This window comes from Pseudomonas sp. LBUM1646 (assembly GCF_059716165.1).
In genome coordinates, this window is the sequence record NZ_CP166810.1 from 2679932 (window position 1) to 2702001 (window position 22070).

Sequence of the window (22070 nt, forward strand, 5' to 3'; positions counted from 1 at the left end):
CCTTATTTTTCCTCCAGCAGGTGGGTGTCGAATTCCGCGCGCAGGGTATCGATGCCTTCCAGGCGATCGGCCAGATCGGGGCTGCGCAGGGTCAGGCAAGCGATCAGCGCTTCAATCTGCGCCAGGGCTGGCACCAGGCTGTCGAACGCCGAGACCGATTCCACTGGCGCACTGATGATCAGGTCAGCCATTTCCCGCAACGGTGAGGTGTAGATGTCGGTGAACAGCACCACCCGCGCATGGCGGTTTTTGGCGGCGCTGGCCACGCGCAGGGCCTGGGACTGGTAACGGCGATAATCGAACACCAGCACCACGTCCTGGCGCTGCACATCGAACAAGCGGTCCGGCAACTGGGCGTTGTCTTCCAGGGCCAAACAGCCGGGACGCAGCAGGCGCAAATGGTTGAGCAAATAGTTGGCGAGGAAACTGCTGAAGCGCCCGCCGAAGCAATGCACCTGATGGCGGATGTCGAGCAGCCATTCCACCAGGATCCGTACATCTTCGGGTTGGGTCAGGGCCTGGGTTTCCACCAGGGAACGATGGGTTTCGGCCAGATAATGGCTCCACGGATCGTCTTTTTGCAGGTGGGCGCGGGGTTGCAGCAGCGTGCTGGGAGAGCGCAGGCGGTGGTCCATGTCGCTGAGCAGGGCGTCCTGGAAGTCGGCATAACCGCTAAACCCGAGCTTTTTCACCAGCCGCACAATGGTCGGGTCGCTGACACCGGCATGTTCGGCCAAACGCGACATCGGGCCCAGTCCGTTACGCGGGTACTGGTCCAGCAAGGCGCGGATGACTTTACGTTCCGACGGCGTGAGGTCCAGGCCGGGATCGGTGATCAGTTCTCTGAGGGGGGGCATCCGGGCTCCTGCTGGATGGGTGTGTCGGTTTTGCTTCACATTTCGCTAAAACAGTATTTATGTAACGCACGCTACATGTCTAGTGAATTTTTGAACGGGAGTGCCAACCCCTAAAATGGGGCGAAACGCCCGTGTCATGGGGGCTACGTGGATGTCGACTGAGGGTGTAGGACATCGCCCATAGCCATGTCGGAGATCGCCGTTTTCCATTGATGAATATGTTCGAAATAGGTGAAGGATGAATAGCCTGTGGCGAGGTGCCAGGCTTAACCGATCGCATTACCCCAATGCCACATCTTGCGGCACAATCAGCCAATTGTTTGCGGCGTGTTGCCGTTTGCGTTCCCAATGAAAGAGTAATGCCCGTGCAGGCGACCCGTTTGACCCTGATCTGCCACGCCCGAACCATCGCACAAAAATTGGCGCGTTTTCCTACAGATGAATCCGTGGAAATGGTCTGGCAATCGGCGAAGTGTTCCCGCCGTGGATCCTCCAAGGTCGCGCCGCGCCTGTTGTGTGGTCCCGAAGCCCGGACCCGCCAGACCGCCGAACTGTTCGGCAGTGATGCGCAAATCGTCGACGCCTTGCGTGATTGCGATTTCGGTCGCTGGCAAGGTCAGCGAATCAGTGAACTGCAAAAAACCGAGCCCGAGGCGCTCAAGGCCTGGCTCGAAGACCCGCAATCCGCGCCCCACGGCGGCGAGTCGGTGGTGCAACTCGGTGAGCGCGCGGCAGCCTGGCTGGCGACATTGGAGATGACGCCGGGCGACATCATCGCCATTACCCATCCCTATATTGTTCGCGCCGTACTGAGCCATGTACTGCAAAGCACGGCGTTCAACCTGATCGACGTCGAACCGTTATCGGCCATCGAACTGAGGTTCACTGGTCGCTGGCGGCTACGCTTGATGAGCACTGATGCTGACGGAGGCTTTTGATGAAAACGTTGTTAGTCATCGGCATCGGTGCCGGCAACCCGGACTACATCACGATGCAGGCGGTTAAGGCGCTGAATCGGGCCGACATGTTTTTCCTCATGGACAAGGGCCAAAGCAAAGACAAGCTGATCGACCTGCGGCGCGACATCTGCGAGCGCTACATCACCGATCACGATTACCGTTTCGTCGAAGCCCACAGCCCTGAGCGGGAACGTGGTGATGTGGACTACAAGACCAGTGTCGATGATCTGAACCTGGCCAAGCAGTACACCTTCGAACGCCTGATTAACGAGGAAATGACTGACGGCCAGTGCGGCGGTTTTCTGGTGTGGGGCGACCCGGCGTTGTACGACAGCACCGTGCGCATCTTGCAGGCGATTCTGGCGTCCGGTCGTTGCGAGTTCGAGTTCGAGGTGATCCCCGGTATCACCAGCGTTCAGGCGTTGGCGGCGCAACACAAGGTGCCGTTGAACCGCATCGGACGCTCGATTGAAATCACCACGGGCCGGCGGTTGGCAGCGGGGCAGGTGAGTGATGCCGACAGTCTGGTGGTGATGCTCGACGCCGAAGATTCCTACCATCAGGTGGCCGATCAGGAGACAGAGATTTACTGGGGCGCCTACCTGGGCACGCCGGATGAAATCCTCATCAGCGGCAAGCTCAAGGATGTGGCGGATGAGATTGAGCGGGTGCGCAAGGCGGCGCGGCTGGCGAATGGGTGGATTATGGATACCTATTTGTTGCGTAAGCCTTCAGATAAAGAGTGACTGGGCTGGCCTATTCGCGGGCGAGCCTCGCTCCTACGGGTTAGCGGTGGACCTCCCGCCCGAACCGTTCCCGATACACCGACGGCGGCACCCCGACCACGCTGCGAAACGCCACCCGGAAACTTTCCACCGAACGATAACCACAACGTTCGGCAATCTGCTCGGTGTTGCCGCCCGTGCTTTCCAGCAACTCCCGAGCCCGAGCCAGGCGTTGATGCTGCAGCCAGGTCTTGGGCGATTGACCACTGGCCTCGGTGAAGCGACGCAGGAAGGTCCGTTCACTCATCGCCGCTTCACTGGCCATGTCGCGAACTTCCAGCGGTTCGTGCAAGCGCTCCCGCGCCCATTGCATGACCCGTGACAAATCGCTGCGAGGCGTTGGACTGACCGGTGTAGGAATAAACTGCGCCTGACCACCGGTACGTTGCGGCGACATCACCAGCCGCCGCGCCACCGAGTTGGCCACCTGCGTGCCAAAGTCCCGCGCCACCAGATGCAGACAGGCGTCGATACCGGCCGCGCTGCCGGCTGAGGTGATCAACTGACCCGAATCGACGTAGAGCACGTCCGGGTCGACTTGAATATTCGGGAAACGCTCGGCCAGCTCCGTGGTGTAGCGCCAATGGGTGGTGGCGCGATGACCGTCGAGCAAACCGGTGGCCGCCAGCACAAACACCCCGGAGCAGATTGACAGCAATCGCGCGCCTCGGGCATGGGCCTGTCGCAGGGCGCAGAGCAAGACTTCAGGCACCGGCGCCTGGCGGTCGCGCCAACCGGGGATGAGGATGGTCCGGGCCTGCTCCAGCAGTTCCATGCCGCCGTCCGCCAGCACCTGAATGCCGCCCATGGCGCGCATCGGGCCTTCATCCACGGCGACGATCTGATGTTCGTACCACGGGAAATCGAACTCCGGCCGGGCCAGGCCGAAGATCTCCACGGCGATGCCGAACTCAAAGGTGCAGAGGCCGTCGTAGGCCAGAATCGCGACTAATCCAGGGTTGGGCTGCATTTGGCGGAAAGTTCCCGGTGGGTGTCTTGTGCGCCACTGTAGCGGCAAGCGCCGGGCAGATAAAGTCTGCCTACACCCACCCAGACGTAGGACTACACCCCATGACCAGCCTGGTTCGCCAAATTCCTGCTGCCCCGTCCGCCATTGCCCTGATGCATTTCAGCAATCGCCTGACGTTTGAAACCGATTGTTCCGACGTTTATGGCAGCCAACAGGCCGGCGAAGTGGATTTCGTTCTGGTGGACACACGTGGCCCGCTGGCCTTCGAGCGTGGCCATGTGCCCGGGGCTATCAATATTCCGGGGCGGCTGATGACCGCCGACACGTTGGCGGCTTATCCGACATCCAGTGTGTTCGTGGTTTATTGCGCCGGCCCTCACTGCAACGGCGCCAACAAGGCCGCGGTGAAACTGGCGGCGCTGGGTTACCCGGTCAAGGAGATGATTGGCGGGGTGACGGGGTGGCTGGATGAGGGGTTTGAGTTGAGTGTTGAGGTGGCTCGGCCGGCCAGTGCGGTGGTCAGTTGCGAATGTTGAGGTAGCTGAAAAGATCGCAGCCTCGTTTCACTCGACAGCTCCTACAGGGGGGCGTGTTCACCCGCCTCGTTGCGACGAACGCCGAACCCGCAGGAGCTGCCGCAGGCTGCGATCTTTTGATCCTGCCTCTTCAACCCTCAGCCCACCACTGATCCAGCGCCCCCCGCAACCACTCAAACACCGCTGCATGCGCAGCGCTGTCGTCCTGGTCCCGTGGCAACGGCGAATCATCGCCAAAATGCTCGTTCAGCAGAATCACCGACTCGGCATTCCACTCCGGATGAAACTGCAACCCCACCCGCGTCGGCCCAACCCGATACATCTGCTGCTCACATGCCTCACTGCTGGCCAGCAACTGTGCGGCTGGCGGTAAATCGATCGCGTCTTCATGCCATTCCAGCACCTTCAGCGTCTGGCCATCAGCGAAGCGCACGCCCGTCCAGCCGGTTTCAGGACGGGCCATGCGCCGTACCTTCCCGCCCAGACTCAACGCCAACAACTGCGCCCCCAGGCAAATGGCGAACACCGCCGCGCCTTGCTCCAGGCTGGCCACCAGCCACTGACGCTCTGTTTCCAGCCACGCAGGTCCGGCGTTGGATTCGTAGGGCCCGCCCAACACAATCACCGGCCCCGCACCCACCGGCGGTAACTGCCCGAGATCGGCGCGAAAGACGTTCAGCGTGATCCCGCGCAACCTGGCCCATTCGGCAATGGCACCGGGGCCTTCGGCGGGGTGGTGCTGGATCAGGTTCAACTCGGGCATCAGGTTTCTCTTGTCGGGGGCTGGTGGCGCTCAATGTGCCGCAAAACAGCCTTCATCGCCAGTGAGGTTCCGCGCCTGTTTCCATTGCGACTATTCAGTCGGATCAGCACCCGAACTCCGTAGGTTTTATCTGAAACCGAGTCTTGTCCTACAGTCTTTGCACTGCCTTGGCGCACAGATTTAAACAGTCCAATAGGTCGGCCACTTTTCTATAAGTATTTGTCGCATAAACATAATTTGCTGGCCGAAAGCCACTCTAGACTGCGGGCCACTTCGGCTTTCATTCGCCGAAACTGCCAATCGAAAGCTGCCAATAAAAGCCTCCGCACACATGGAGTTATAAATGAAGAAGCTAGTGATGCTCGGTGCCCTGGCACTGTCGATGTTGTCCCTGACCGCTGTGGCCGAAGACGCCAAGCCGATCCGCATCGGTATCGAAGCCGGTTACCCGCCATTCTCGATGAAAACCCCTGACGGCAAACTCACCGGTTTCGACGTGGACATCGGCGACGCGCTGTGCGAGCAGATGAAAGTGAAGTGCGTGTGGGTCGAGCAAGAGTTCGACGGCCTGATCCCGGCCCTGAAAGTGAAGAAAATCGACGCGATCCTGTCGTCCATGACCATCACTGACGACCGCAAGAAAAACGTTGATTTCACCATCAAGTACTACCACACCCCGGCGCGCTTCGTGATGAAGGCAGGCACCGACGTGAAGGACCCGCTGACCGAACTCAAGGGCAAGAAAGTCGGTGTGCTGCGCGCCAGTACTCACGACCGCTTCGCCACTGAAGTGCTGCAACCGGCCGGGATTATCCTGGTGCGCTACGGCTCCCAGCAGGAAGCCAACCTGGACATGGTTTCCGGCCGCCTCGATGCGATGCTGGCCGACTCGGTCAACCTGGACGACGGTTTCCTGAAAACCGACGCCGGTAAAGGTTTCGCGTTTGTTGGCCCGACCTACGAAGACGCCAAGTACTTCGGCGGCGGCGCCGGTATCGCCGTGCGCAAAGGTGACAAAGAGCTGGCGGACAAATTCAGCACCGCCATCACCGACATCCGCGCCAACGGCAAGTACAAGCAAGTGCAGGACAAGTACTTCAACTTTGATGTGTACGGCGGCGAGTAATTCGGCCGTTTAAAAAAGTGGCCACCGTTAACGCGGTGGCCACTTTTTTTATGGCCTCATGATCTATCCTGCGAACACAAAACATCACATGTAGGCGCTGGCGAAGGCTGCGATCTTTTGATCTTGTTTTTAAGATCAAAATCAAAAGATCGCAGCCTTCGGCAGCTCCTACGGTCTACAGGACCTTTCGCTATGCAACGCATCGACCATCCACTGCCGTGGAGCCATTTGGGCACCGAACGCAGCCTCAGTGTGTTTCGTTATGGCGCGGGCACTCGCAAGGTGTACATCCAGGCCAGCCTGCACGCCGATGAACTGCCGGGCATGCGCACCGCCTGGGAGCTGAAACAGCGCCTGGCCGAACTCGAAACCCAAGGCCAGTTGCAGGGTGTTATCGAGTTAGTGCCGGTGGCCAACCCGATCGGCCTCGACCAGCACTTGCAAGGCGCGCACATGGGCCGTTTCGAACTTGGCAGCGGCAAGAACTTCAACCGCTCGTTCGTCGAATTGAGTGCGCCGGTGGCCGCATTGATCGGTGCTCAGTTGGGCGACGATGCCGAGGCCAACATCGCGCTGATCCGCCAGACCATGGGCCAGGTGCTGGACGGTCTGCCAGCAGCGGCTTCGCAACTGGAAGCCATGCACCGCTTGCTGTTGCGCCATGCCTGCGATGCTGACATCACCCTGGATTTGCATTGCGACTTCGACGCGGCGATTCACATTTACGCCTTGCCGCAACAGTGGCCGCAGTGGCAATCCCTGGCGGCGCGCTTGAAGGCGGGCGTGGGGTTATTGTGCGAAGACTCCGGGGGCAGTTCGTTCGACGAATCCTGTTCGACGCCGTGGTTGCGCCTGGCGCGGGCCTTCCCTGAGGCGGTGATTCCACTGGCGAATCTGGCAACGACCGTGGAACTGGGCAGCATGGGCGACACCCGGGTCGATCAGGCCCAGGCAAATTGCGAGGCGATTCTGGGCTTTCTCGCCGAACAGGGGTTCATCAAAGGCACCTGGCCGGCGGCGCCGAGCGAATGCTGCGAAGGCATGCCGTTTGCCGGCACCGAATACCTGTTCGCCCCGCACCACGGCGTTGTCAGCTTCCTGCGCGAGGCGGGCGAGTGGGTAGAGCAGGGGGATGCGCTGTTTGAAGTGGTCGATCCGTTGAACGACCGGGTCACGACCGTGAAGGCAGGGACCAGTGGCGTGTTGTTTGCGATTGACCGTGGGCGCTATACCCAGCCGGGGACATGGCAGGCGAAAGTCGCGGGGCGCGAGCCGTTTCGGGTTGGGAAGTTGACCAACGATTGATGACCATTTCTCACTGTAGGAGCTGCCGAAGGCTGCGATCTTTTGACTTTGATTTATAAAAGCAAGATCAAAAGATCGCAGCCTTCGGCAGTTCCTACAGGGTGATGTATCAGCTGGAAGAGGTGTTAGGGTGTCAGTCGAATCCTGCGCCCCTGTAAGGAAGGTTTATGCTGAAGTTTCTCGCTCTGTTCATGCTCCTGGCCTCCGCCACGGCCCACGCTCAAACCCCGCTGCACACCGATCTGCCGCTCAAGTACCTGGAGCAGGCCAACCCTGATTCCCACGATCAGCCGCTGGTGATTTTTCTCCACGGCTACGGCAGTAACGAGCGGGATCTGTTCGGGATCAAGGATGAATTGCCGACGCACTACAACTACCTGTCGGTGCAGGCGCCGGTGGCGTTGGAGGCGGACAGTTACCAGTGGTTTCGCAAGAAAGGCGACGGTGCTTATAACGGTGAGACGGATGATCTGAAGACCAGTGGCAAGGTATTGCTGGACTTCATCGCCCAAGCGGCGAAGAAATATCACACCGACGCCAACAAAGTGTTCCTGGTGGGTTTCAGCCAGGGCGCGATCATGTCCTACGAGGTGGCGTTGCGTCATCCCGAAGCGGTGGGTGGGATTGCTGCGTTGAGCGGGCGGATTCTGCCGGTGCTCAAATCCGAGCTAAAACCGGATGAAAAACGCCAGAAGCTGGCGATTTTCATCGGTCACGGCACCGTGGATAAGCGCTTGCCCTTTGTCGACGGCACCGAGGCCGACAGCCTGTTGCAGCGCCTGTCACTCAAGCCTGAGTTTCATGCCTACGAAGGCCTGGGCCACAGCATCAGCGCCGCCGAGATCCAGGATTTGAACGCCTGGTTGCAGCGTCTCAATCCCTGAGCTTTTACTTGCCTGTGATCTGCTTGACCAAGGTGTCGTGGCCAGCCTTGTCGGCCGGGCGAGAGATGATCTGAATCACCGCCATGCGGTTGCCGGAACCGGCCATCAGCGTGGTGTTGAGGGTTTTGCCGCCGCCCTGGGTGGCGGTGCTGTCGACCTGCCGCAGGCCCAGCCCGGTGCCTTTCATCGTCAGGCTTTTTTCGCTGAGCTTGGTGAAGTCCGGCAGGGCCTTGTGTTCTGCGGCGTCGAAGTCGGCGGCTGTGCTGTCGAGGAATTCGCCGTCGTTGTCTTTGACGGTGACGCCAGGTGCCAGGTTGTTTTCAGCCGCGATCACTACAGTCTTGGTGGTCTCGTTGGCGTACATGGTGCCGGTCGCACCGGTCGCGCCCGGCGGCAGCGGGTTGGCGGCGAAGCCCTTGGGCAGGGTGAATTTGAACTTGCCGCCGAGCATCGAGACTTTGATGGGCGCGGCGTCGCTGGTGGTGGCCTTGGCGGCATACACATTCATGGCCCCCAGGCTGGCAGCCACCGTCAACAACAGGACAACGGCTTTTTTACGGAACAATGACATAGAAACTCTCCAGGGATGGTCGCGCTAGAGGGCGATCATCCCATGGAATGCCCCCCCGTAGCAGCTGTCGAGCCCCAGCGAGGCTGCGTTCGGCGGCGAAGCCGTCGTGAAATCAGCCACCGCGGTGTTTCAGGATGACATTGCATGCCGGGTTTACGACGGCTTCGCCGCCGAACGCAGCCTCGCTGGGGCTCGACAGCTGCTACGGGGACCTGAAGGGTGAGAGTTAAGACACCTGATTCTGCGGAAACAGATTACGCCGGGTTTCTTCGTCGAATTCAGCCTTGAGCACCAGTTTCTCCTTCAGGCCATGGGCACGCAGGGCCGCCGGGCGAGCGCTGATTTCGTCGAACAGGCGCTTGACGTTCGGGTACGCCGCCAGCCCGCTCTCGCCGAGGATGTACGGCGCGTAGTTGGCCCAGCCCCAGAGCGCCATGTCGGCGATGCTGTAGGTGTCGCCAGCCAGGTACTGATGATCGGCCAGGCGCTGGTCGAGCACGTGGTAGTGGCGTTCGACTTCTTTCAAATAACGGTTTTTTGCGTAGGCCAGGTCTTCCGGCGCGTGATGCAGGAAGTGCACCGCTTGCCCGGAAAACGGCGACAGGCCGGTGGCGATGAACATCAACCAGGACAGCAACTCGGCCTGACCGGTCACGCTGGTCGGTAGGAAGCGCTGATGTTTTTGCGCCAGGTGCAGCAGAATCGCCTGGGAATCGAATACCGTAGCGTCGCCGTCCACCAGGGCCGGGACCTTGGCGTTCGGGTTGATCGCCAGGAACGCCGGTAAGTGCTGCTCGCCTTTGAAGGTGTCGACGCCGATCAGCTCGTAGGGCGTTTGCAGCTCTTCAAGCAACAGGGCAACTTTCATCGGGTTGGGCGAAGGGTGGAAAAAGAATTTCATCGGATAGGCCTCAGTCAGTGGGTTTGAACTGAGGCTGATGGTGGGCGGAACCTGTTCGATTGACGTACGAGGTTCTTGGTCTACTCGTTCGAGATGCTCGAACGAGTGGTCATTGCCGGTTTTGCCAACAAGCGTCGGGTCACCCCGAGCATGCCCACGGACACCGCCACGCCAAGGGCAAACGCTGCCAGGCCAAGGCTCGGTAAGGTCAGCGCCAGCACCAGGCAGAACGCCGCGAACGAGTACATACCGGTGGCGGTGGCGCGCAACAATGCGGCGGTGAACGCCGGGCCGCGGGTTTGCTGGGAGAACACCGCCATCACGCTGCCCAATACCGGGAACACCGCCAGCAAGCCGCTCCAGCGTTCGCCCACGGTACTGGCCAGCAGCGTGACGGCCAAGGTCAATAGCGCGCCGGCCACCATGCGCAGCAGCAGTTTGTCGGACTTGGGTCTGGGGCCTGAAACAATCGGCTGTACGGACGGGAACAGGTAAGGTGCGGCCAATAGGGCGATGGCGGCGGCGATCACCGAAAGCGTCAGGGACGGCGGGATCAGTGAGAGCACAACGGCCACCGTGGCCCACACCACCATGGAAATCGTCAGCGCCCAAGGCCAACCGGCCCGTTGCGCGACCTGAGCGTAAGTCACGCAGAAAGCAATCATGGCGAACATCGCGGACAAGGCAGCGGTCGCGGCTTGGGCGGCGAATATCTGGCCTTGCTCGATGGCGAGGAAAAACAGAATCGGCCCGACCACCACCGGCAACCCCGACAGCCAACCGGCCACGCTCGGTCCCCAGCGTTTGCCCGCCAGGGAAATCAGCAGCAGAAACCCGGGAATCACCAGCAACTTGAGCAGCAGCACGCACGCACCTCCGACCTGTGTGAGGCGGCAACGTTAGCATTGCAGATGGCGGATTGCTCTAGGAATAGCCGAATGTTGTATACAAAACGCGGTTCCCTCGTTGGCGCAGCCTTCGGCAGCTCCTACGCAGGTTGCGTGTATAGCCTGTAGAGGGTCGAAACGTCTAAGCTGCGCCTTTCCAATTGTTTCTGGATGTTTGAGTGAACTTCAGTTTTTTGCCCAAACTCGCCACGGCGCCGTTTTGCCCGCCGGAAGTGGCTGGCAGTGTTGCGGTTGATCCGAGCGCTTCATTCTTCAAGCGCCTGCTGCGTTTTGCCGGCCCCGGTTTGCTGGTGTCGATCGGTTACATGGACCCCGGCAACTGGGCCACGGCCATCGAGGCCGGTTCGCGGTTTGGCTACAGTTTGTTGTTCGTGGTGCTCTTGGCGAGCCTGGCGGGGATGGTGGTGCAGTGTTTGTGTTCGCGGCTGGGCATCGCCACCGGGCGGGACCTGGCGCAACTGTCCCGCGAACGCTACAGCACCCGCACCGCGCGCACCCAATGGGTGCTGGCGGAAATCTCGATCATCGCCACGGACCTGGCCGAAGTGCTCGGCTGCGCGTTGGCATTCCATCTGCTGCTGGGCTGCTCGCTGACCTTCGGCATTGCCCTGACCGCATTCGACACACTGCTGGTGCTGGCCTTGCAGAATCGTGGCTTTCGCCGGCTGGAAGCGATCATGCTGGTGCTGGTCGGCACCATCGGCGCGTGTTTCTTCGTCGAACTGCTGCTGATCAAACCCTACTGGCCGGACGTTGCCCGCGGTTTTACCCCGTCACTGTCGGCCATCGGCGATGCCGCGCCGCTGTACATCGCCATCGGCATTCTCGGGGCCACGGTGATGCCGCATAACTTGTACCTGCACACCTCGATCGTGCAAACCCGAATGATCGGCAAGGACCTGGCCAGCAAGCAGGACGCGGTCAAACTGGCACGCATCGACACCATCGGCTCCCTGGCCCTGGCGTTGCTGGTCAACGCGGCGATCCTGATTCTGGCGGCGGCCGCGTTCCACGGCACCGGGCACAGCGACGTGGTGGACATCCAGGATGCCTATCACCTGCTCGATCCGCTGGTGGGCGGGGCCTTGGCCAGCGTGCTGTTTGGTGTCGCGCTGCTGGCCTCGGGGCAGAGCTCGACCTTTACCGGCACCATCGCCGGCCAGGTGATCATGGAGGGTTACCTGAACCTGCGGATTCCCTGCTATCAACGGCGTTTGATCACCCGCGGGCTGGCGCTGATCCCGGCGTTCATCGGCGTGTGGCTGATGGGCGACAATGCGATTGGCAAGTTGTTGGTGTTGAGTCAGGTCGTGTTGAGCCTGCAACTGCCGTTTGCGTTGTACCCGTTGATCAGCATGACCAATGACCACAAGCTGATGGGGCCGTTTGTGAATCGACTGCCGACGCGGGTGCTGGCGTGGGGGTTGTTTGGGGTAATCAGTGCGGCGAATGCGTGGTTGATTTTGCAGTTGGTGGTTTGACGCCGATCGTTCCCACGCGGAGCGTGGGAACGAACGGTCAGCCGCCGAACGCGTCCATCACAAAATCAATAAACACCCGGGTCTTGGCCGGCATCAAGGTGCGGCTCGGGTAGTACAGCGAGATCGGTCCCGCATCCGCATGCCAGTCCGGCAGCAGGCGCACCAGTTCACCACGCTGGATCTGCGTGACCACATCGGGCAGCACCAGCAGCGTCACCCCGAGGCCGAGCAGGGCCGCTTCGCGCATGGCTGCCGGGTCATTGAGCACGATGTTTTCATTCAGGCTGGCGCTGGCTTCATGGCCCGCACCATCGCGCATCATCCACTGACGAATCCGCCCGGTACGAATGCCGCGCATCACGATGCCGGTGTGCCCAAGCAAGTCCGCCGGGCTGGTGGGCAGGGTGCGTCCAGCCAGATAAGCCGGTGACGCGACGGCAACCACATCCGCCGCCGCCAACGTCCGCGAGATGACCCCCGGCGTCAATTCGAAACCACCACCGATGGCCGCGTCATAGCCTTCGGCAATCAAATCCACCTGGCGATTTTCGAAGTGCCACTCCGGCCGAATCAACGGATAGCGCGCCAGGAACGCCGGTAGCAGCGGCAACACATGGCCGATGCCAAAGGTCGGCGCCAGGCTGACCTTGAGCACACCGGCCGGCTCGCCACGATCACTGCTTAGCGCACTGATCGCCGCCTGCAACCCCTGCAAATTGCCGCTGATACTCGCCAGAAAACTTTCCCCGGCCTCGGTCAGGGAAAGCTTGCGCGTCGAGCGCTGGAACAGCCGCACACCAATGTTGCGCTCCAGCATCGCCACGTTGCGGCTGACGGCGGCGGTTGTCAGCGCCAGCAATCGCGCGGCGGCGGAAAAGCTGCCGGTTTCGGCACTGCGCACAAAGGATTCGAGGTTGGCGAGGGTTTCCATGGAACGGCACCTGATACTAATGCTTGAAGATAATTCAAGGCATTACCAGCTAATCAAGACCTAATGGCAAGCGCAGTATTCACTCCAACGACAACCTGATCGGAGTGAACAACCATGAGCACTATCGGAATCATCGGCGCGGGCGCCATCGGCTCAGCCTTCGCCCGGGCCTTGTCCCGTCAAGGGATTGAATTGGTCATCGCCAATAGCCGTGGCCCGCAAACCCTGGCGGCGCTGGCGGAAGAACTCGGGCCGACCGCCCGTGCGGGTACCCGTGAAGAAGCGGCCGCACAAGACATTGTGCTGGTGGCGGTCAACTGGTCGAAATTACCGACGGCGTTGGGGGGGCTGCCGGATTTCGGCGGGCGAATTGTCCTTGATGCCAACAACTCGATTGAGGCGCCAGCGTTCAAGGCGGTGGATTTGCAGGGCCGTACATCCAGCGAAGTATTCACCGAATGGGTGCCCGGAGCGCGGGTGGTGAAGGCGTTCAATCACCTGGCGGCGCGGTTGCTGGAGAGTGATCCGGCGGCGGAGGGGGGCAAGCGCGTGTTGTTTTTATCAGGGGATGATGCCGAGGCGAAAGGGCACGTAGCGGACTTGATCGAGCGCCTGGGGTTTTGCGGGATTGATCTTGGGGAACTGAGTGTCGGCGCGCGGCTGGCACAGTTCCCGGGTGGGCCATTGCCAACGCTGAACCTGGTGAAGTTTGGCTGAGTGTTATGCGATCGGTGTAGCAGCTGCCGAGCCCCGGCGAGGCTGCGTTCGGCGGCGAAGCCGTCGTAAAATCAGGCAGTGCGGTGTTTCAGGATAACCGCGTATGTCGGGTTTGCGACGGCTTCGCCGCCGAACGCAGCCTCGCTGGGGCTCGACAGCTGCTACGAATAGGGCGTTGTGGCAGAAACTCTAATTTGATAACCCGGTGCGACGTGAGTCGCACCGGGTGTTTTGCCAGACAGCGAACGGATATTCGTGGGTCCCCGCGCTGTCTGTTGAACGCTAGAACGATCAGAGTGAGGACTAGCGTTCGATTGCCAGTGCCACGCCCTGACCACCACCGATGCACAGGGTGGCGAGGCCTTTCTTGGCGTCGCGCTTGATCATTTCATGCAGCAAGGTCACCAGCACCCGGCAACCCGAGGCACCTATCGGATGGCCCAGCGCAATGGCGCCGCCGTTGACGTTGACTTTGTCCAAGTCCCATTCCAGGTCCTTGGCCACCGCCAGGGATTGCGCGGCGAAGGCTTCGTTGGCTTCGATCAGGTCCAGTTGGTCGATGGACCAGCCAGCCTTGGTCAGGCAACGGCGAGTGGCCGATACCGGGCCGATGCCCATGATTGCCGGGTCGACGCCCGCGTTGGCGTAAGCGGCGATTTTCGCCAGTACCGGCAGGCCCAGGGCCTTGGCTTTTTCGGCGCTCATCAGGATTACAGCGGCGGCACCGTCGTTCAGGGACGAGGCGTTACCGGCGGTCACCGAACCATCCTTCTTGAAGGCCGGTTTCAGTTTGCCCAGGGCTTCGGCGGTGGTGCCGGCCCGTGGCTGTTCGTCGGTGGCGAAGGACAGCGGATCGCCCTTGCGCTGCGGGATCAGGATCGGCGTGATCTCATCGACAAAACGCCCGGCTTCGATGGCTGCCGTGGCTTTTTGCTGGGAGGCCGCGGCGAAGGCGTCCTGTTGCTCGCGAGTCAGGCTGTACTTGTCAGCCAGATTCTCGGCGGTGATGCCCATGTGGTAATCGTTGAACGCATCCCACAGGCCGTCGCTGATCATGGTGTCGACGATTTGTGCGTGACCCATGCGCAGACCGGTGCGCGCGCCGGGCATCACGTAGTTGGACAGGCTCATGTTTTCCTGGCCGCCAGCAATGATCACCTCGGCATCGCCGCAGCGAATCGCCTGGGTCGCCAGGTGCAGGGCTTTCAGACCCGAACCGCAGACCTTGTTCAGGGTCATGGCCGGCACGGTAAACGGCAGGCCAGCCTTGATTGCCGACTGGCGCGCAGGGTTCTGCCCGGCACCGGCGGTGAGTACCTGGCCCATGATCACTTCATCGACCAGAGCCGGGTCCAGACCAGTTTGCGCCAGCAACTGACGGATCACCGCAGCGCCCAGATCAACGGCGGACACACCGGCCAACGCACCCTGGAAACTGCCGATGGCGGTACGGGTGGCGGCAACAATAACGACGTCTTGCATGGAATGATTCCTCACTGGGCAGCGAACTGCATTTCCGGTACGTGATCCGGCACGATCAGTTTACCGGCGGTCTTGGCGACAATCTCTTCGACGCTCACGCCTGGCGCACGTTCTTTGAGAATGAACGCGCCGTCCTTGATTTCGAGGTAGGCGAGGTCGGTCAGCACGCGTTTGATGCATCCGGCGCCGGTCAGCGGCAGGCTGCATTTGGCCAACAGCTTGGACTCACCGTCCTTGGACGCGTGGGTCATGATGACGATGATGTTGTCTGCGCCGGCCACCAGGTCCATGGCGCCGCCCATGCCCTTGACCAGTTTGCCGGGGATCATCCACGAGGCGATGTTGCCTTCGACGTCGACTTCAAAGGCACCGAGCACGGTCAGGTCGACATGGCCACCGCGGATCATCGCGAAGGATTCGGCCGAGGAGAAAATCGAAGCGCCGATCCGTGCGGTCACGGTTTGTTTGCCGGCGTTGATCATGTCGGCATCGATGGTTTCTTCAGTAGGAAAAGGACCCATGCCGAGCAGGCCGTTTTCCGACTGCAGCATGACTTCCATGCCTTCAGGGATGTAGTTGGCGACCAGGGTCGGAATGCCGATGCCCAGGTTCACGTAGAAGCCGTCCTGCATTTCGCGGGCGACGCGTTGAGCCATTTGTTCGCGGGAAAGTGCCATTGTTGTTATTCCTTCATTCGGTCCGGGGGCAGGGGATCACTTACGCACGGTGCGCTGTTCGATGCGCTTCTCGAACGTGCCGCAAATGATCCGGTCGACGTAGATGCCAGGGGTGTGGATCTGCGACGGGTCCAGCTCGCCGGGTTCGACGATTTCTTCGACTTCGACCACGGTGATCTTGCCGGCGGTGGCGGCCAGCGGGTTGAAGTTCTGGGCGGTGTGGCGATAGATGACGTTGCCGAAATGGTCGGCTTTCCAGCCTTTGACGATGGCGAAGTCACCGGTGATGGACTCTTCCATCAGGTACTTGCGGCCATTGAACTCACGCACTTCCTTGCCTTCGGCAACCGGGGTGCCGACGCCAGTGGCGGTAAAGAAGGCCGGGATGCCGGCGCCGCCCGCGCGCATTTTTTCGGCGAGGGTGCCTTGAGGGGTCAGGTCGACTTCGATGGCGCCGCTGAGCAGTTGCTCTTCGAACATCTTGTTCTCGCCCACATACGAGGCCACGACCTTGCGGATCTGCCGGTCTTCCAGCAGCACGCCGAGGCCGAAACCGTCGACGCCGCAGTTGTTGGAAACCACGGTGAGGTCACGGGTGCCTTTGCGCTTGATCTCGGCGATGAGGTTTTCCGGAATGCCGCACAGGCCGAAGCCACCAGCGATCACGGTCATGCCGTCTTCAAGGCCTGCGAGGGCTTCCTCGTAGGAACTCACGCGCTTGTCGAAACCTGCCATATGCACCTCTTTTATTCTTTATGGGCGGCTGGCTAGCCGTAGTGGAAGTGAGTGTCGCGCCGGGCCATTCATTTGTTAAGTTGATTTTTAAGGTTGATTGATAGATAAAACTCACTAATCGCTGCTTCAATCTTGCAGCTTGAGGCTTATAGCTTACAACTGGAGCAAAGCGACTTGACCATCAAGCAGATCCGCGCCTTCCTGGCCGTGGCCCAGAGTCTGAGTTTCGCCGTGGCCTGCGAGCGGTTGCACCTGTCGCAATCGGCGTTGAGCCTGACCATCAAGGCCCTCGAAGAAGGTTTGGGCGGGCGCCTGTTCAGCCGTAATACACGCAACGTCGCGCTGACCCCGGAGGGCGAATCGCTGGTGCCGCTGGCTCGCCGGCTGATCGCCGATTGGGACAACGCCGAGGACGAACTGCGCCAGCGTTTCACCCTGCAGCGCGGGCGCGTGACCGTGGCGGCAATGCCGTCGTTTGCCGGCAACCTGCTGCCGCCGATCCTCAAGACCTTCCGCGCGCGTTACCCGAAAGTCAACGTCACGGTGAACGACGTGATCAACGAGCAGGTGCTGGAAATGGTCCGGGATCGGCAGGTGGAACTCGGCGTGTCGTTCGAGCCGGCCCACAGCACGTCGCTGGAATTCACGCCGTTGTACATCGACCGCTTTGTCGCGGTGGTGCCCCATGATTCACCGTTGGCGAAACTGGACGAGATCGACTGGGAAACCTTGTTGAAGGAACCGTTCATCACCCTGCAACGACCGTCCACGGTGCGGGTGATGCTCGAAGAACACTTGCAGGCCCGGGGTATGAAGTTGCCGGTGGAATTTGAAAGCCATCAACTGGCGACGGTCGGCCGGATGGTTGCCAGCGGTTTGGGCGTGAGCGCGGTGCCGGCGCTGTGCGTGCAGCAAATGCAGGAGTCGGGCGCGCACTGCATCACCTTGCGCGACCCGGTGGTGGAACGGGCGATTGGCGTGTTGACCAAACCGGGGCATGAGCTGTCGGCGGCGGCGCAGGCGTTGTTTGATATTTTCAAGGAGGCCAACCTTGGCCAGCGCCTCATGCCTTGAGAACGGAACACGGCTTCTGCGTGATCGCGTGATCGTTCCCATGCTCTGCGTGGGAATGCCGCCGGGGACGCTCTGCGTTCCGCTTCCGGATGTGACGCAGAGCGTCACGGGATGCATTCCCACGCGGCGCGTGGGAACGATCAGAGGGTAAGGTGTTGTGTCAGCAAGGGCAGGAGTTTTTCGCAGGAACCTTCAATTTTCATATCGAGGATGTCATCCGCCCGGGTTTTGCCCAGATTGATCGCAATCAACGGCTTGCCCTGATCCACCACCGCCCGGCACAAGCGAAACGCCGAATACGCCATCAACGACGACCCCACCACCAGCAACCCCGCCGCTTGCTCAACCGTCGCCATGGCCTTGGCCGCCGTCACCTGCGCGACGTTCTCGCCAAAAAACACCACATCCGGCTTCATCCGCTCTTCGCCGCAATGCGGGCAATGCGGCACCTGAAACCGCGCCTCAAACGCTGGGTCGAGCAGGGTATCGCCATCCGGCGCCTGCACCGCATCGACGCCCGCCAGGTACGGATTTTGCGCTTCCATCAGTTGCTGAATGGCATCGCGTTCACTGCGCTGGCCGCAGTCCAGGCACAACACTCGGTGCAGGCTGCCGTGGAGTTCGATGACGTCGTGGCTGCCGGCCTGGTCGTGCAGGGTGTCGACGTTCTGCGTGATGAGTCCGTCGATCTGCCGCGCACCTTGCAAACTGGCCAACGCTTCGTGTGCCGCGTTGGGACTGGCCAGGCGCACCCGTGGCCAACCGAGCATCGCCCGTGCCCAGTAACGGCGCCGGGACTCGGGGGCGGCGAGGAACTCCTGATACATCATCGGTTGTCGGCCACGGCGCACGCCCTGGTTGTCGCGGTAGTCCGGAATGCCCGACGGGGTGCTGATGCCGGCGCCCGTCAGGACCGCGAATGGCTGGTGGGCCATTAACTGCTGAAGACGGTCGAGTTGTTCGCGGATGGGGCTGCCTTGCATGTTCAACACTCCGGGAAGGCCTTGAGTGTTTGCAGGGTAGCATTTGCCGATCACGACGCGACGCCCGCCGATAACGCAACTTGTAGCAGCTGTCGAGCACCGCGAGGCAGCGTTCGACGGCGAAGCCGTCGTGAAATCAGGCAACGCGGTGCATCAGGTGCACCGCGTGCGCAGGGTTTACGACTGCTTCGCAGCCGAACGCAGGCTTCGCCAGCTGCTACAAGTTTCGCGTTCCCCCCGGTGTTTATTTACGGGCTTCAAGAATCAGGTTGAACGGCGTTTCCGTGGCCCGGCGGAAATGCTTGAACCCGGCCTCGGTAAACACCTTGCGCAACCGCGCTTCACCGGCCTGGGCGCCGAGCCCGAGGCCGACTTCCTGGGACAGCGAGTTCGGGGTGCAGATGAACGTCGAGGCGGCGTAGAACAGCCGACCCACCGGATTGATGTTGTCGTCGAGGGAATCGTTGGCGTAAGGCTCCACCAGCAGCACCGTGCCGTCCGGTTTCAGCGAATCGTAGGCGTGCCGCGCCGCGCCTACCGGGTCGCCCATGTCGTGCAGGCAGTCGAAGTAGCAGACCAGGTCATAGTCGGTGCCCGGATAACTTTTCGCCGTGCCCTGGAAGAACCGCGCCCGACCGGACACGCCACCGGCCTCGGCGCGCTGGGTGGCCACGGTGACGGAGGGCGCGTGGTAGTCGAAGCCGACAAAGCGCGAATCCGGGAACGCCTGGGCCATGATCACCGTGGACGCGCCATGGCCACAGCCGATGTCCGCGACCTTGGCGCCGGACTCAAGTTTGGCGACCACGCCTTCCAGCGCCGGCAACCATTCGGCGACCAAATGTGCCTTGTAGCCGGGTCGGAAGAAGCGTTCCGTGCCACTGAACATGCACGGATGGTGTTCGCCCCAGGGCAGGGCGCCGTCGCCGCGAAAAGCATTGATCAGTTTGTCCTTGTCATGGAAAAACGACGCGACCACCCCGATACCGCCGGCGATGTACACCGGCGAGTCTTCGATCGCCAAGGCCAGGGCTTGCTCTTCGGGCAGGCGGAACTGGCCGTCCTGGTGTTCCATGTACCCGGAAGCGGCGTGGGCGCTGAGCCATTCGCGCAGCAGGCGGGGGTGGCAACCGGTCTTCTCGGCGAGGGTTTCGGGGCTGATCGGCTGGCTGTCGGCCATGGCCCGGTACAGGCCGAGTTCTTCGCCGAGAATGACATTGGCCAGCATCGCGGCGCCGCCCATGTCGTTGACCAGTTTGCCCATGAAATCGTTAAGTCTGGCCTCGTCCATCACGTGTGCTCCTGTGGCAGGATCACGGTCCAGAGGCCTTGTTTGTCGAGGCGTGCGCCACTGGGCGGTGGTCGTGGGAATGGACAGGACGCTGACGGCGTCCTGCGTGCGTTAAGTTTAGTTCGGCCCCCGCGCACTGCGGTGTGGGGCGACGAAAGCCACATGGCCCACAATCCCTTTAGGAGCAAGGCCTGCCCGCGATGGCGGCGTGTCAGTCGACAAAGATGTTGCCTGGGATACCGCCATCGCGGGCAAGCCTTGCTCCTACAGAACTTGGTGTGGTTGGGTGTTGTGTATCGCAGTGTGTACGGTGCGGCGGTTGATACATGCGCTGCCGATTTCTGCAAAAGCCGAACACAGGTCCGATACATCTCATTGGTTAACTCGACGCTCATTTATCCACACAGAATGAGATCGACATCATGCAGACCTCTGATTTATCAACGAAGGCCAGCGTCGGCCTCGGCCTGCGTCGCGGCCTGATGAAAGACCTTCAGGCCGCCCCGGCTGGAAATTTCGACTTTCTGGAAGTCGCCCCGGAAAACTGGATCGGCATTGGAGGTGCCCATGGCGCGGCGCTGCGGGCCTTGGCCGAGCGCTATCCGTTGTCTTGCCACGGTTTGTCCCTGTCGTTGGGCGGGTCGGCGCCGCTGGACGTCGGTTTTTTGCAGGAGGTGCGGGGTTTTCTCGATCACTACAACGTGCCGCTGTACAGCGAGCACCTGAGTTATTGCAGCGATGACGGTCATCTGTACGACCTGCTGCCGCTGCCGTTTACCGAAGAAGCGGTGCACCACGTGGCTGCGCGGATTCGTCAGTCCCAGGACATTCTCGGCCGACGGCTGGCGGTGGAAAACGTCTCCTATTACGCCGCGCCCCGGCAGGATATGGATGAGCTGACTTTCACCAATGCGGTGCTGCGGGAAGCCGATTGCAACCTGTTGCTGGACGTCAACAATGTGTATGTGAACTCGATCAATCACGGCTTTGATCCGCAGGCTTTTCTGGCGGGGATCGATTCGGGGCGGGTGGTGGCGATGCACGTCGCCGGGCACTTCGATGAGTCCGATACGTTGAAAATCGACACCCACGGCGCCTCGGTGAAACCGGTGGTCTGGTCGTTGCTGGCCGAGGCTTACGCACGTTTTGGCGCACAACCGACGCTGCTGGAGCGAGACTTCAACTTCCCGGCGTTTTCGGAGTTGGTGGCCGAGTTGCAGACCATTCGCCGCTTGCAAGGCGTGGAGGTGAACCGTGGATAAATCTTCGCTGCATCAGCAACAGGATGCCCTGACCCAATATCTGCGCGATCCCGAGCACTGCGCGCCGCCAGCCGAAATGGATGCCGCGCGGGTCCAGGTTTATCGGGATCTGGTGTTCAACAATCTGTCGTTGTTGCTCAGCGGGACGTTCCCGGTGCTGGTGAAGATTCTGGGGGATGAGGAATGGTGCGCACTGGTGCGGATCTTCCTGCGGGACTACCGCGCTCGCACGCCGAAATTTGGTGAGATCGCCCAAGAGTTTGTCGCGTTTCTGGCGTCTGAACCGCAAGGGCTAAGCGAAGGGGATTGGCCGCCGTTCATGGTCGAACTCGCGCATTACGAGTGGGTCGAGATGGCGTTGCAACAGACTGACGACGAGCCGTTGCCGATAAGCGATGCCGAGTTGTTGCTGGAGCGGCCATTGCGGGTTTCGCCACTGGCCTGGCCGTTGGCGTATGGCTGGCCGGTGCAGCTGTTGGGGCCGGATTATCGGCCTCATGCAGCGCCGGATCAGCCGACGTTGTTGCTGGTTCGAAGGACTGAGGACTGGAGCGTGAAATTCTCCGAATTGAGCCCGTTGGCATGGCGGTTGTTGCAGCGGATTGGGGAGTTTCCCGAGTTGGAGGGGCGTGCGCAGCTGGAAGGGCTGGCGGTGGAGGCGGGGGCTGCTGGGGCCAGCGAGTTCATGGACAACGGCTGGGCGTTGTTGCGGCAGATGCATGCCGAAGGTGTAGTCGCCTGATCGTTCCCACGCTCCGCGTGGGAATGCCTCAACGGACGCTCCGCGTTCGGCTCTGGATGGGACGCGGAGCGTCCCCGGCTGCATTCCCACGCGGAGCGTGGGAACGATCAGGTTAGAAGTCTGGAGCGTG

23 protein-coding genes are annotated in these 22070 nt (G+C 61.1%); 11 read left to right on the plus strand and 12 right to left on the minus strand.

Annotation, left to right across the window (positions count from 1 at the left end):
* Positions 1-2: 2 nt before the first annotated feature.
* Positions 3-857, minus strand: a complete 855-nt coding sequence (locus ACA071_RS12310) for a MurR/RpiR family transcriptional regulator (RefSeq protein WP_497644592.1) — start codon at positions 855-857, stop codon at positions 3-5.
* Between the two features lie 365 nt (positions 858-1222).
* On the opposite strand from ACA071_RS12310, the gene ACA071_RS12315 reads away from it, so the two are divergent.
* Both ACA071_RS12315 and cobF read left to right on the plus strand, forming a co-directional pair.
* Complete coding sequence (locus ACA071_RS12315; protein WP_497645295.1) at positions 1223-1795, plus strand: histidine phosphatase family protein; 573 nt, start codon at positions 1223-1225, stop codon at positions 1793-1795.
* Complete coding sequence (gene cobF / locus ACA071_RS12320) at positions 1795-2562, plus strand: precorrin-6A synthase (deacetylating) (protein ID WP_497644593.1); 768 nt, start codon at positions 1795-1797, stop codon at positions 2560-2562. The genes ACA071_RS12315 and cobF overlap by 1 nt, the downstream gene beginning before the upstream one ends.
* Positions 2563-2602: 40 nt before the next feature.
* Here cobF and ftrA read toward each other — a convergent pair whose 3' ends face one another.
* Positions 2603-3571, minus strand: coding sequence for a transcriptional regulator FtrA (gene ftrA / locus ACA071_RS12325; RefSeq protein WP_497644594.1), 969 nt, complete (start codon positions 3569-3571; stop codon positions 2603-2605).
* 101 nt (positions 3572-3672) lie between these two features.
* Here ftrA and ACA071_RS12330 point away from each other — a divergent pair, with 101 nt between their 5' ends.
* Positions 3673-4107, plus strand: a complete 435-nt coding sequence (locus tag ACA071_RS12330; protein WP_497644595.1) for a rhodanese-like domain-containing protein — start codon at positions 3673-3675, stop codon at positions 4105-4107.
* A 130-nt stretch (positions 4108-4237) separates the two neighbouring features.
* On the opposite strand, the gene ACA071_RS12335 is transcribed toward ACA071_RS12330, so the two are convergent.
* Positions 4238-4870: a type 1 glutamine amidotransferase gene (locus ACA071_RS12335; RefSeq protein WP_497644596.1), complete on the minus strand. Its 633-nt coding sequence runs from the start codon at positions 4868-4870 to the stop codon at positions 4238-4240.
* A gap of 343 nt (positions 4871-5213) precedes the next feature.
* Here ACA071_RS12335 and ACA071_RS12340 point away from each other — a divergent pair, with 343 nt between their 5' ends.
* The 3 genes from ACA071_RS12340 (at position 5214) to ACA071_RS12350 (ending at position 8185) form a co-directional block, all read left to right on the plus strand.
* Positions 5214-5996, plus strand: coding sequence for an ABC transporter substrate-binding protein (locus tag ACA071_RS12340; protein WP_497644597.1), 783 nt, complete (start codon positions 5214-5216; stop codon positions 5994-5996).
* A gap of 192 nt (positions 5997-6188) precedes the next feature.
* Positions 6189-7301 carry a M14 family metallopeptidase gene (locus ACA071_RS12345; protein WP_497644598.1) on the plus strand — a complete coding sequence of 371 codons (1113 nt, stop codon included), beginning with the start codon at positions 6189-6191 and terminating at the stop codon, positions 7299-7301.
* A 167-nt stretch (positions 7302-7468) separates the two neighbouring features.
* Positions 7469-8185 carry an alpha/beta hydrolase gene (locus tag ACA071_RS12350; RefSeq protein WP_497644599.1) on the plus strand — a complete coding sequence of 239 codons (717 nt, stop codon included), beginning with the start codon at positions 7469-7471 and terminating at the stop codon, positions 8183-8185.
* Between the two features lie 4 nt (positions 8186-8189).
* On the opposite strand, the gene ACA071_RS12355 is transcribed toward ACA071_RS12350, so the two are convergent.
* The 3 genes from ACA071_RS12355 to ACA071_RS12365 form a co-directional block, all read right to left on the minus strand.
* Positions 8190-8756 carry a DcrB/PsbP domain-containing protein gene (locus ACA071_RS12355; protein WP_497644600.1) on the minus strand — a complete coding sequence of 189 codons (567 nt, stop codon included), beginning with the start codon at positions 8754-8756 and terminating at the stop codon, positions 8190-8192.
* A gap of 226 nt (positions 8757-8982) precedes the next feature.
* A complete protein-coding gene (locus ACA071_RS12360; RefSeq protein ID WP_497644601.1) occupies positions 8983-9657 on the minus strand; it encodes a glutathione S-transferase family protein in 675 nt (224 codons plus the stop codon).
* A gap of 80 nt (positions 9658-9737) precedes the next feature.
* Entirely contained in the window at positions 9738-10523 is a 786-nt protein-coding gene (locus tag ACA071_RS12365; RefSeq protein ID WP_497644602.1) for a hypothetical protein, read from the minus strand.
* A gap of 200 nt (positions 10524-10723) precedes the next feature.
* Here ACA071_RS12365 and ACA071_RS12370 point away from each other — a divergent pair, with 200 nt between their 5' ends.
* Positions 10724-12046 carry an Nramp family divalent metal transporter gene (locus ACA071_RS12370; RefSeq protein ID WP_497644603.1) on the plus strand — a complete coding sequence of 441 codons (1323 nt, stop codon included), beginning with the start codon at positions 10724-10726 and terminating at the stop codon, positions 12044-12046.
* 37 nt (positions 12047-12083) lie between these two features.
* Here the strand turns inward: ACA071_RS12370 and ACA071_RS12375 are convergent, their stop codons facing one another.
* Positions 12084-12977: a LysR family transcriptional regulator gene (locus ACA071_RS12375; protein ID WP_497644604.1), complete on the minus strand. Its 894-nt coding sequence runs from the start codon at positions 12975-12977 to the stop codon at positions 12084-12086.
* Between the two features lie 114 nt (positions 12978-13091).
* On the opposite strand from ACA071_RS12375, the gene ACA071_RS12380 reads away from it, so the two are divergent.
* Positions 13092-13694, plus strand: coding sequence for an NADPH-dependent F420 reductase (locus ACA071_RS12380; protein ID WP_497644605.1), 603 nt, complete (start codon positions 13092-13094; stop codon positions 13692-13694).
* Between the two features lie 303 nt (positions 13695-13997).
* Here ACA071_RS12380 and ACA071_RS12385 read toward each other — a convergent pair whose 3' ends face one another.
* From ACA071_RS12385 to ACA071_RS12395, 3 genes are read right to left on the minus strand one after another with little or no spacing between them, the layout of a single operon-like run.
* Positions 13998-15176, minus strand: coding sequence for an acetyl-CoA C-acetyltransferase (locus ACA071_RS12385; protein WP_497644606.1), 1179 nt, complete (start codon positions 15174-15176; stop codon positions 13998-14000).
* Between the two features lie 11 nt (positions 15177-15187).
* Entirely contained in the window at positions 15188-15853 is a 666-nt protein-coding gene (locus ACA071_RS12390) for a CoA transferase subunit B (protein WP_497644607.1), read from the minus strand.
* Positions 15854-15889: 36 nt separating this feature from the next.
* Positions 15890-16588 (minus strand): CoA transferase subunit A, encoded by a 699-nt coding sequence (locus ACA071_RS12395; RefSeq protein WP_497644608.1) that lies wholly within the window; start codon positions 16586-16588, stop codon positions 15890-15892.
* Between the two features lie 174 nt (positions 16589-16762).
* Between ACA071_RS12395 and ACA071_RS12400 the strand changes: the two genes are divergently transcribed.
* Positions 16763-17662: a LysR family transcriptional regulator gene (locus ACA071_RS12400; protein WP_497644609.1), complete on the plus strand. Its 900-nt coding sequence runs from the start codon at positions 16763-16765 to the stop codon at positions 17660-17662.
* A gap of 140 nt (positions 17663-17802) precedes the next feature.
* Here the strand turns inward: ACA071_RS12400 and ACA071_RS12405 are convergent, their stop codons facing one another.
* Both ACA071_RS12405 and ACA071_RS12410 read right to left on the minus strand, forming a co-directional pair.
* A complete protein-coding gene (locus ACA071_RS12405; protein ID WP_497644610.1) occupies positions 17803-18645 on the minus strand; it encodes an NAD-dependent protein deacetylase in 843 nt (280 codons plus the stop codon).
* Positions 18646-18889: 244 nt separating this feature from the next.
* Entirely contained in the window at positions 18890-19936 is a 1047-nt protein-coding gene (locus ACA071_RS12410) for a class I SAM-dependent methyltransferase (RefSeq protein WP_497644611.1), read from the minus strand.
* A gap of 422 nt (positions 19937-20358) precedes the next feature.
* Between ACA071_RS12410 and ACA071_RS12415 the strand changes: the two genes are divergently transcribed.
* Both ACA071_RS12415 and ACA071_RS12420 read left to right on the plus strand, forming a co-directional pair.
* Entirely contained in the window at positions 20359-21198 is an 840-nt protein-coding gene (locus tag ACA071_RS12415) for an HvfB family MNIO-type RiPP peptide maturase (RefSeq protein WP_497644612.1), read from the plus strand.
* On the plus strand, positions 21191-21940 hold the full coding sequence (locus ACA071_RS12420; protein ID WP_497644613.1) for an HvfC family RiPP maturation protein: 750 nt from the start codon (positions 21191-21193) through the stop codon (positions 21938-21940). The genes ACA071_RS12415 and ACA071_RS12420 overlap by 8 nt, the downstream gene beginning before the upstream one ends.
* The last annotated feature ends 130 nt before the right edge of the window (positions 21941-22070 follow it).

Bases quoted from the DNA above. Each gene is read 5' to 3' on its own strand.
- ACA071_RS12355 (WP_497644600.1), bottom strand. From the start codon at position 8,756: ATGTCATTGTTCCGTAAAAAAGCCGTTGTCCTGTTGTTGACGGTGGCT.
- ACA071_RS12360 (WP_497644601.1), bottom strand. From the start codon at position 9,657: ATGAAATTCTTTTTCCACCCTTCGCCCAACCCGATGAAAGTTGCCCTG.
- ACA071_RS12405 (WP_497644610.1), bottom strand. From the start codon at position 18,645: ATGCAAGGCAGCCCCATCCGCGAACAACTCGACCGTCTTCAGCAGTTA.
- ACA071_RS12380 (WP_497644605.1), top strand. From the start codon at position 13,092: ATGAGCACTATCGGAATCATCGGCGCGGGCGCCATCGGCTCAGCCTTC.
- ACA071_RS12345 (WP_497644598.1), top strand. From the start codon at position 6,189: ATGCAACGCATCGACCATCCACTGCCGTGGAGCCATTTGGGCACCGAA.
- ACA071_RS12335 (WP_497644596.1), bottom strand. From the start codon at position 4,870: ATGCCCGAGTTGAACCTGATCCAGCACCACCCCGCCGAAGGCCCCGGT.
- ACA071_RS12375 (WP_497644604.1), bottom strand. From the start codon at position 12,977: ATGGAAACCCTCGCCAACCTCGAATCCTTTGTGCGCAGTGCCGAAACC.
- ACA071_RS12385 (WP_497644606.1), bottom strand. From the start codon at position 15,176: ATGCAAGACGTCGTTATTGTTGCCGCCACCCGTACCGCCATCGGCAGT.
- ACA071_RS12350 (WP_497644599.1), top strand. From the start codon at position 7,469: ATGCTGAAGTTTCTCGCTCTGTTCATGCTCCTGGCCTCCGCCACGGCC.
- ACA071_RS12340 (WP_497644597.1), top strand. From the start codon at position 5,214: ATGAAGAAGCTAGTGATGCTCGGTGCCCTGGCACTGTCGATGTTGTCC.
- ACA071_RS12410 (WP_497644611.1), bottom strand. From the start codon at position 19,936: ATGGACGAGGCCAGACTTAACGATTTCATGGGCAAACTGGTCAACGAC.
- ACA071_RS12310 (WP_497644592.1), bottom strand. From the start codon at position 857: ATGCCCCCCCTCAGAGAACTGATCACCGATCCCGGCCTGGACCTCACG.
- ftrA (WP_497644594.1), bottom strand. From the start codon at position 3,571: ATGCAGCCCAACCCTGGATTAGTCGCGATTCTGGCCTACGACGGCCTC.
- cobF (WP_497644593.1), top strand. From the start codon at position 1,795: ATGAAAACGTTGTTAGTCATCGGCATCGGTGCCGGCAACCCGGACTAC.
- ACA071_RS12415 (WP_497644612.1), top strand. From the start codon at position 20,359: ATGCAGACCTCTGATTTATCAACGAAGGCCAGCGTCGGCCTCGGCCTG.
- ACA071_RS12330 (WP_497644595.1), top strand. From the start codon at position 3,673: ATGACCAGCCTGGTTCGCCAAATTCCTGCTGCCCCGTCCGCCATTGCC.
- ACA071_RS12390 (WP_497644607.1), bottom strand. From the start codon at position 15,853: ATGGCACTTTCCCGCGAACAAATGGCTCAACGCGTCGCCCGCGAAATG.
- ACA071_RS12395 (WP_497644608.1), bottom strand. From the start codon at position 16,588: ATGGCAGGTTTCGACAAGCGCGTGAGTTCCTACGAGGAAGCCCTCGCA.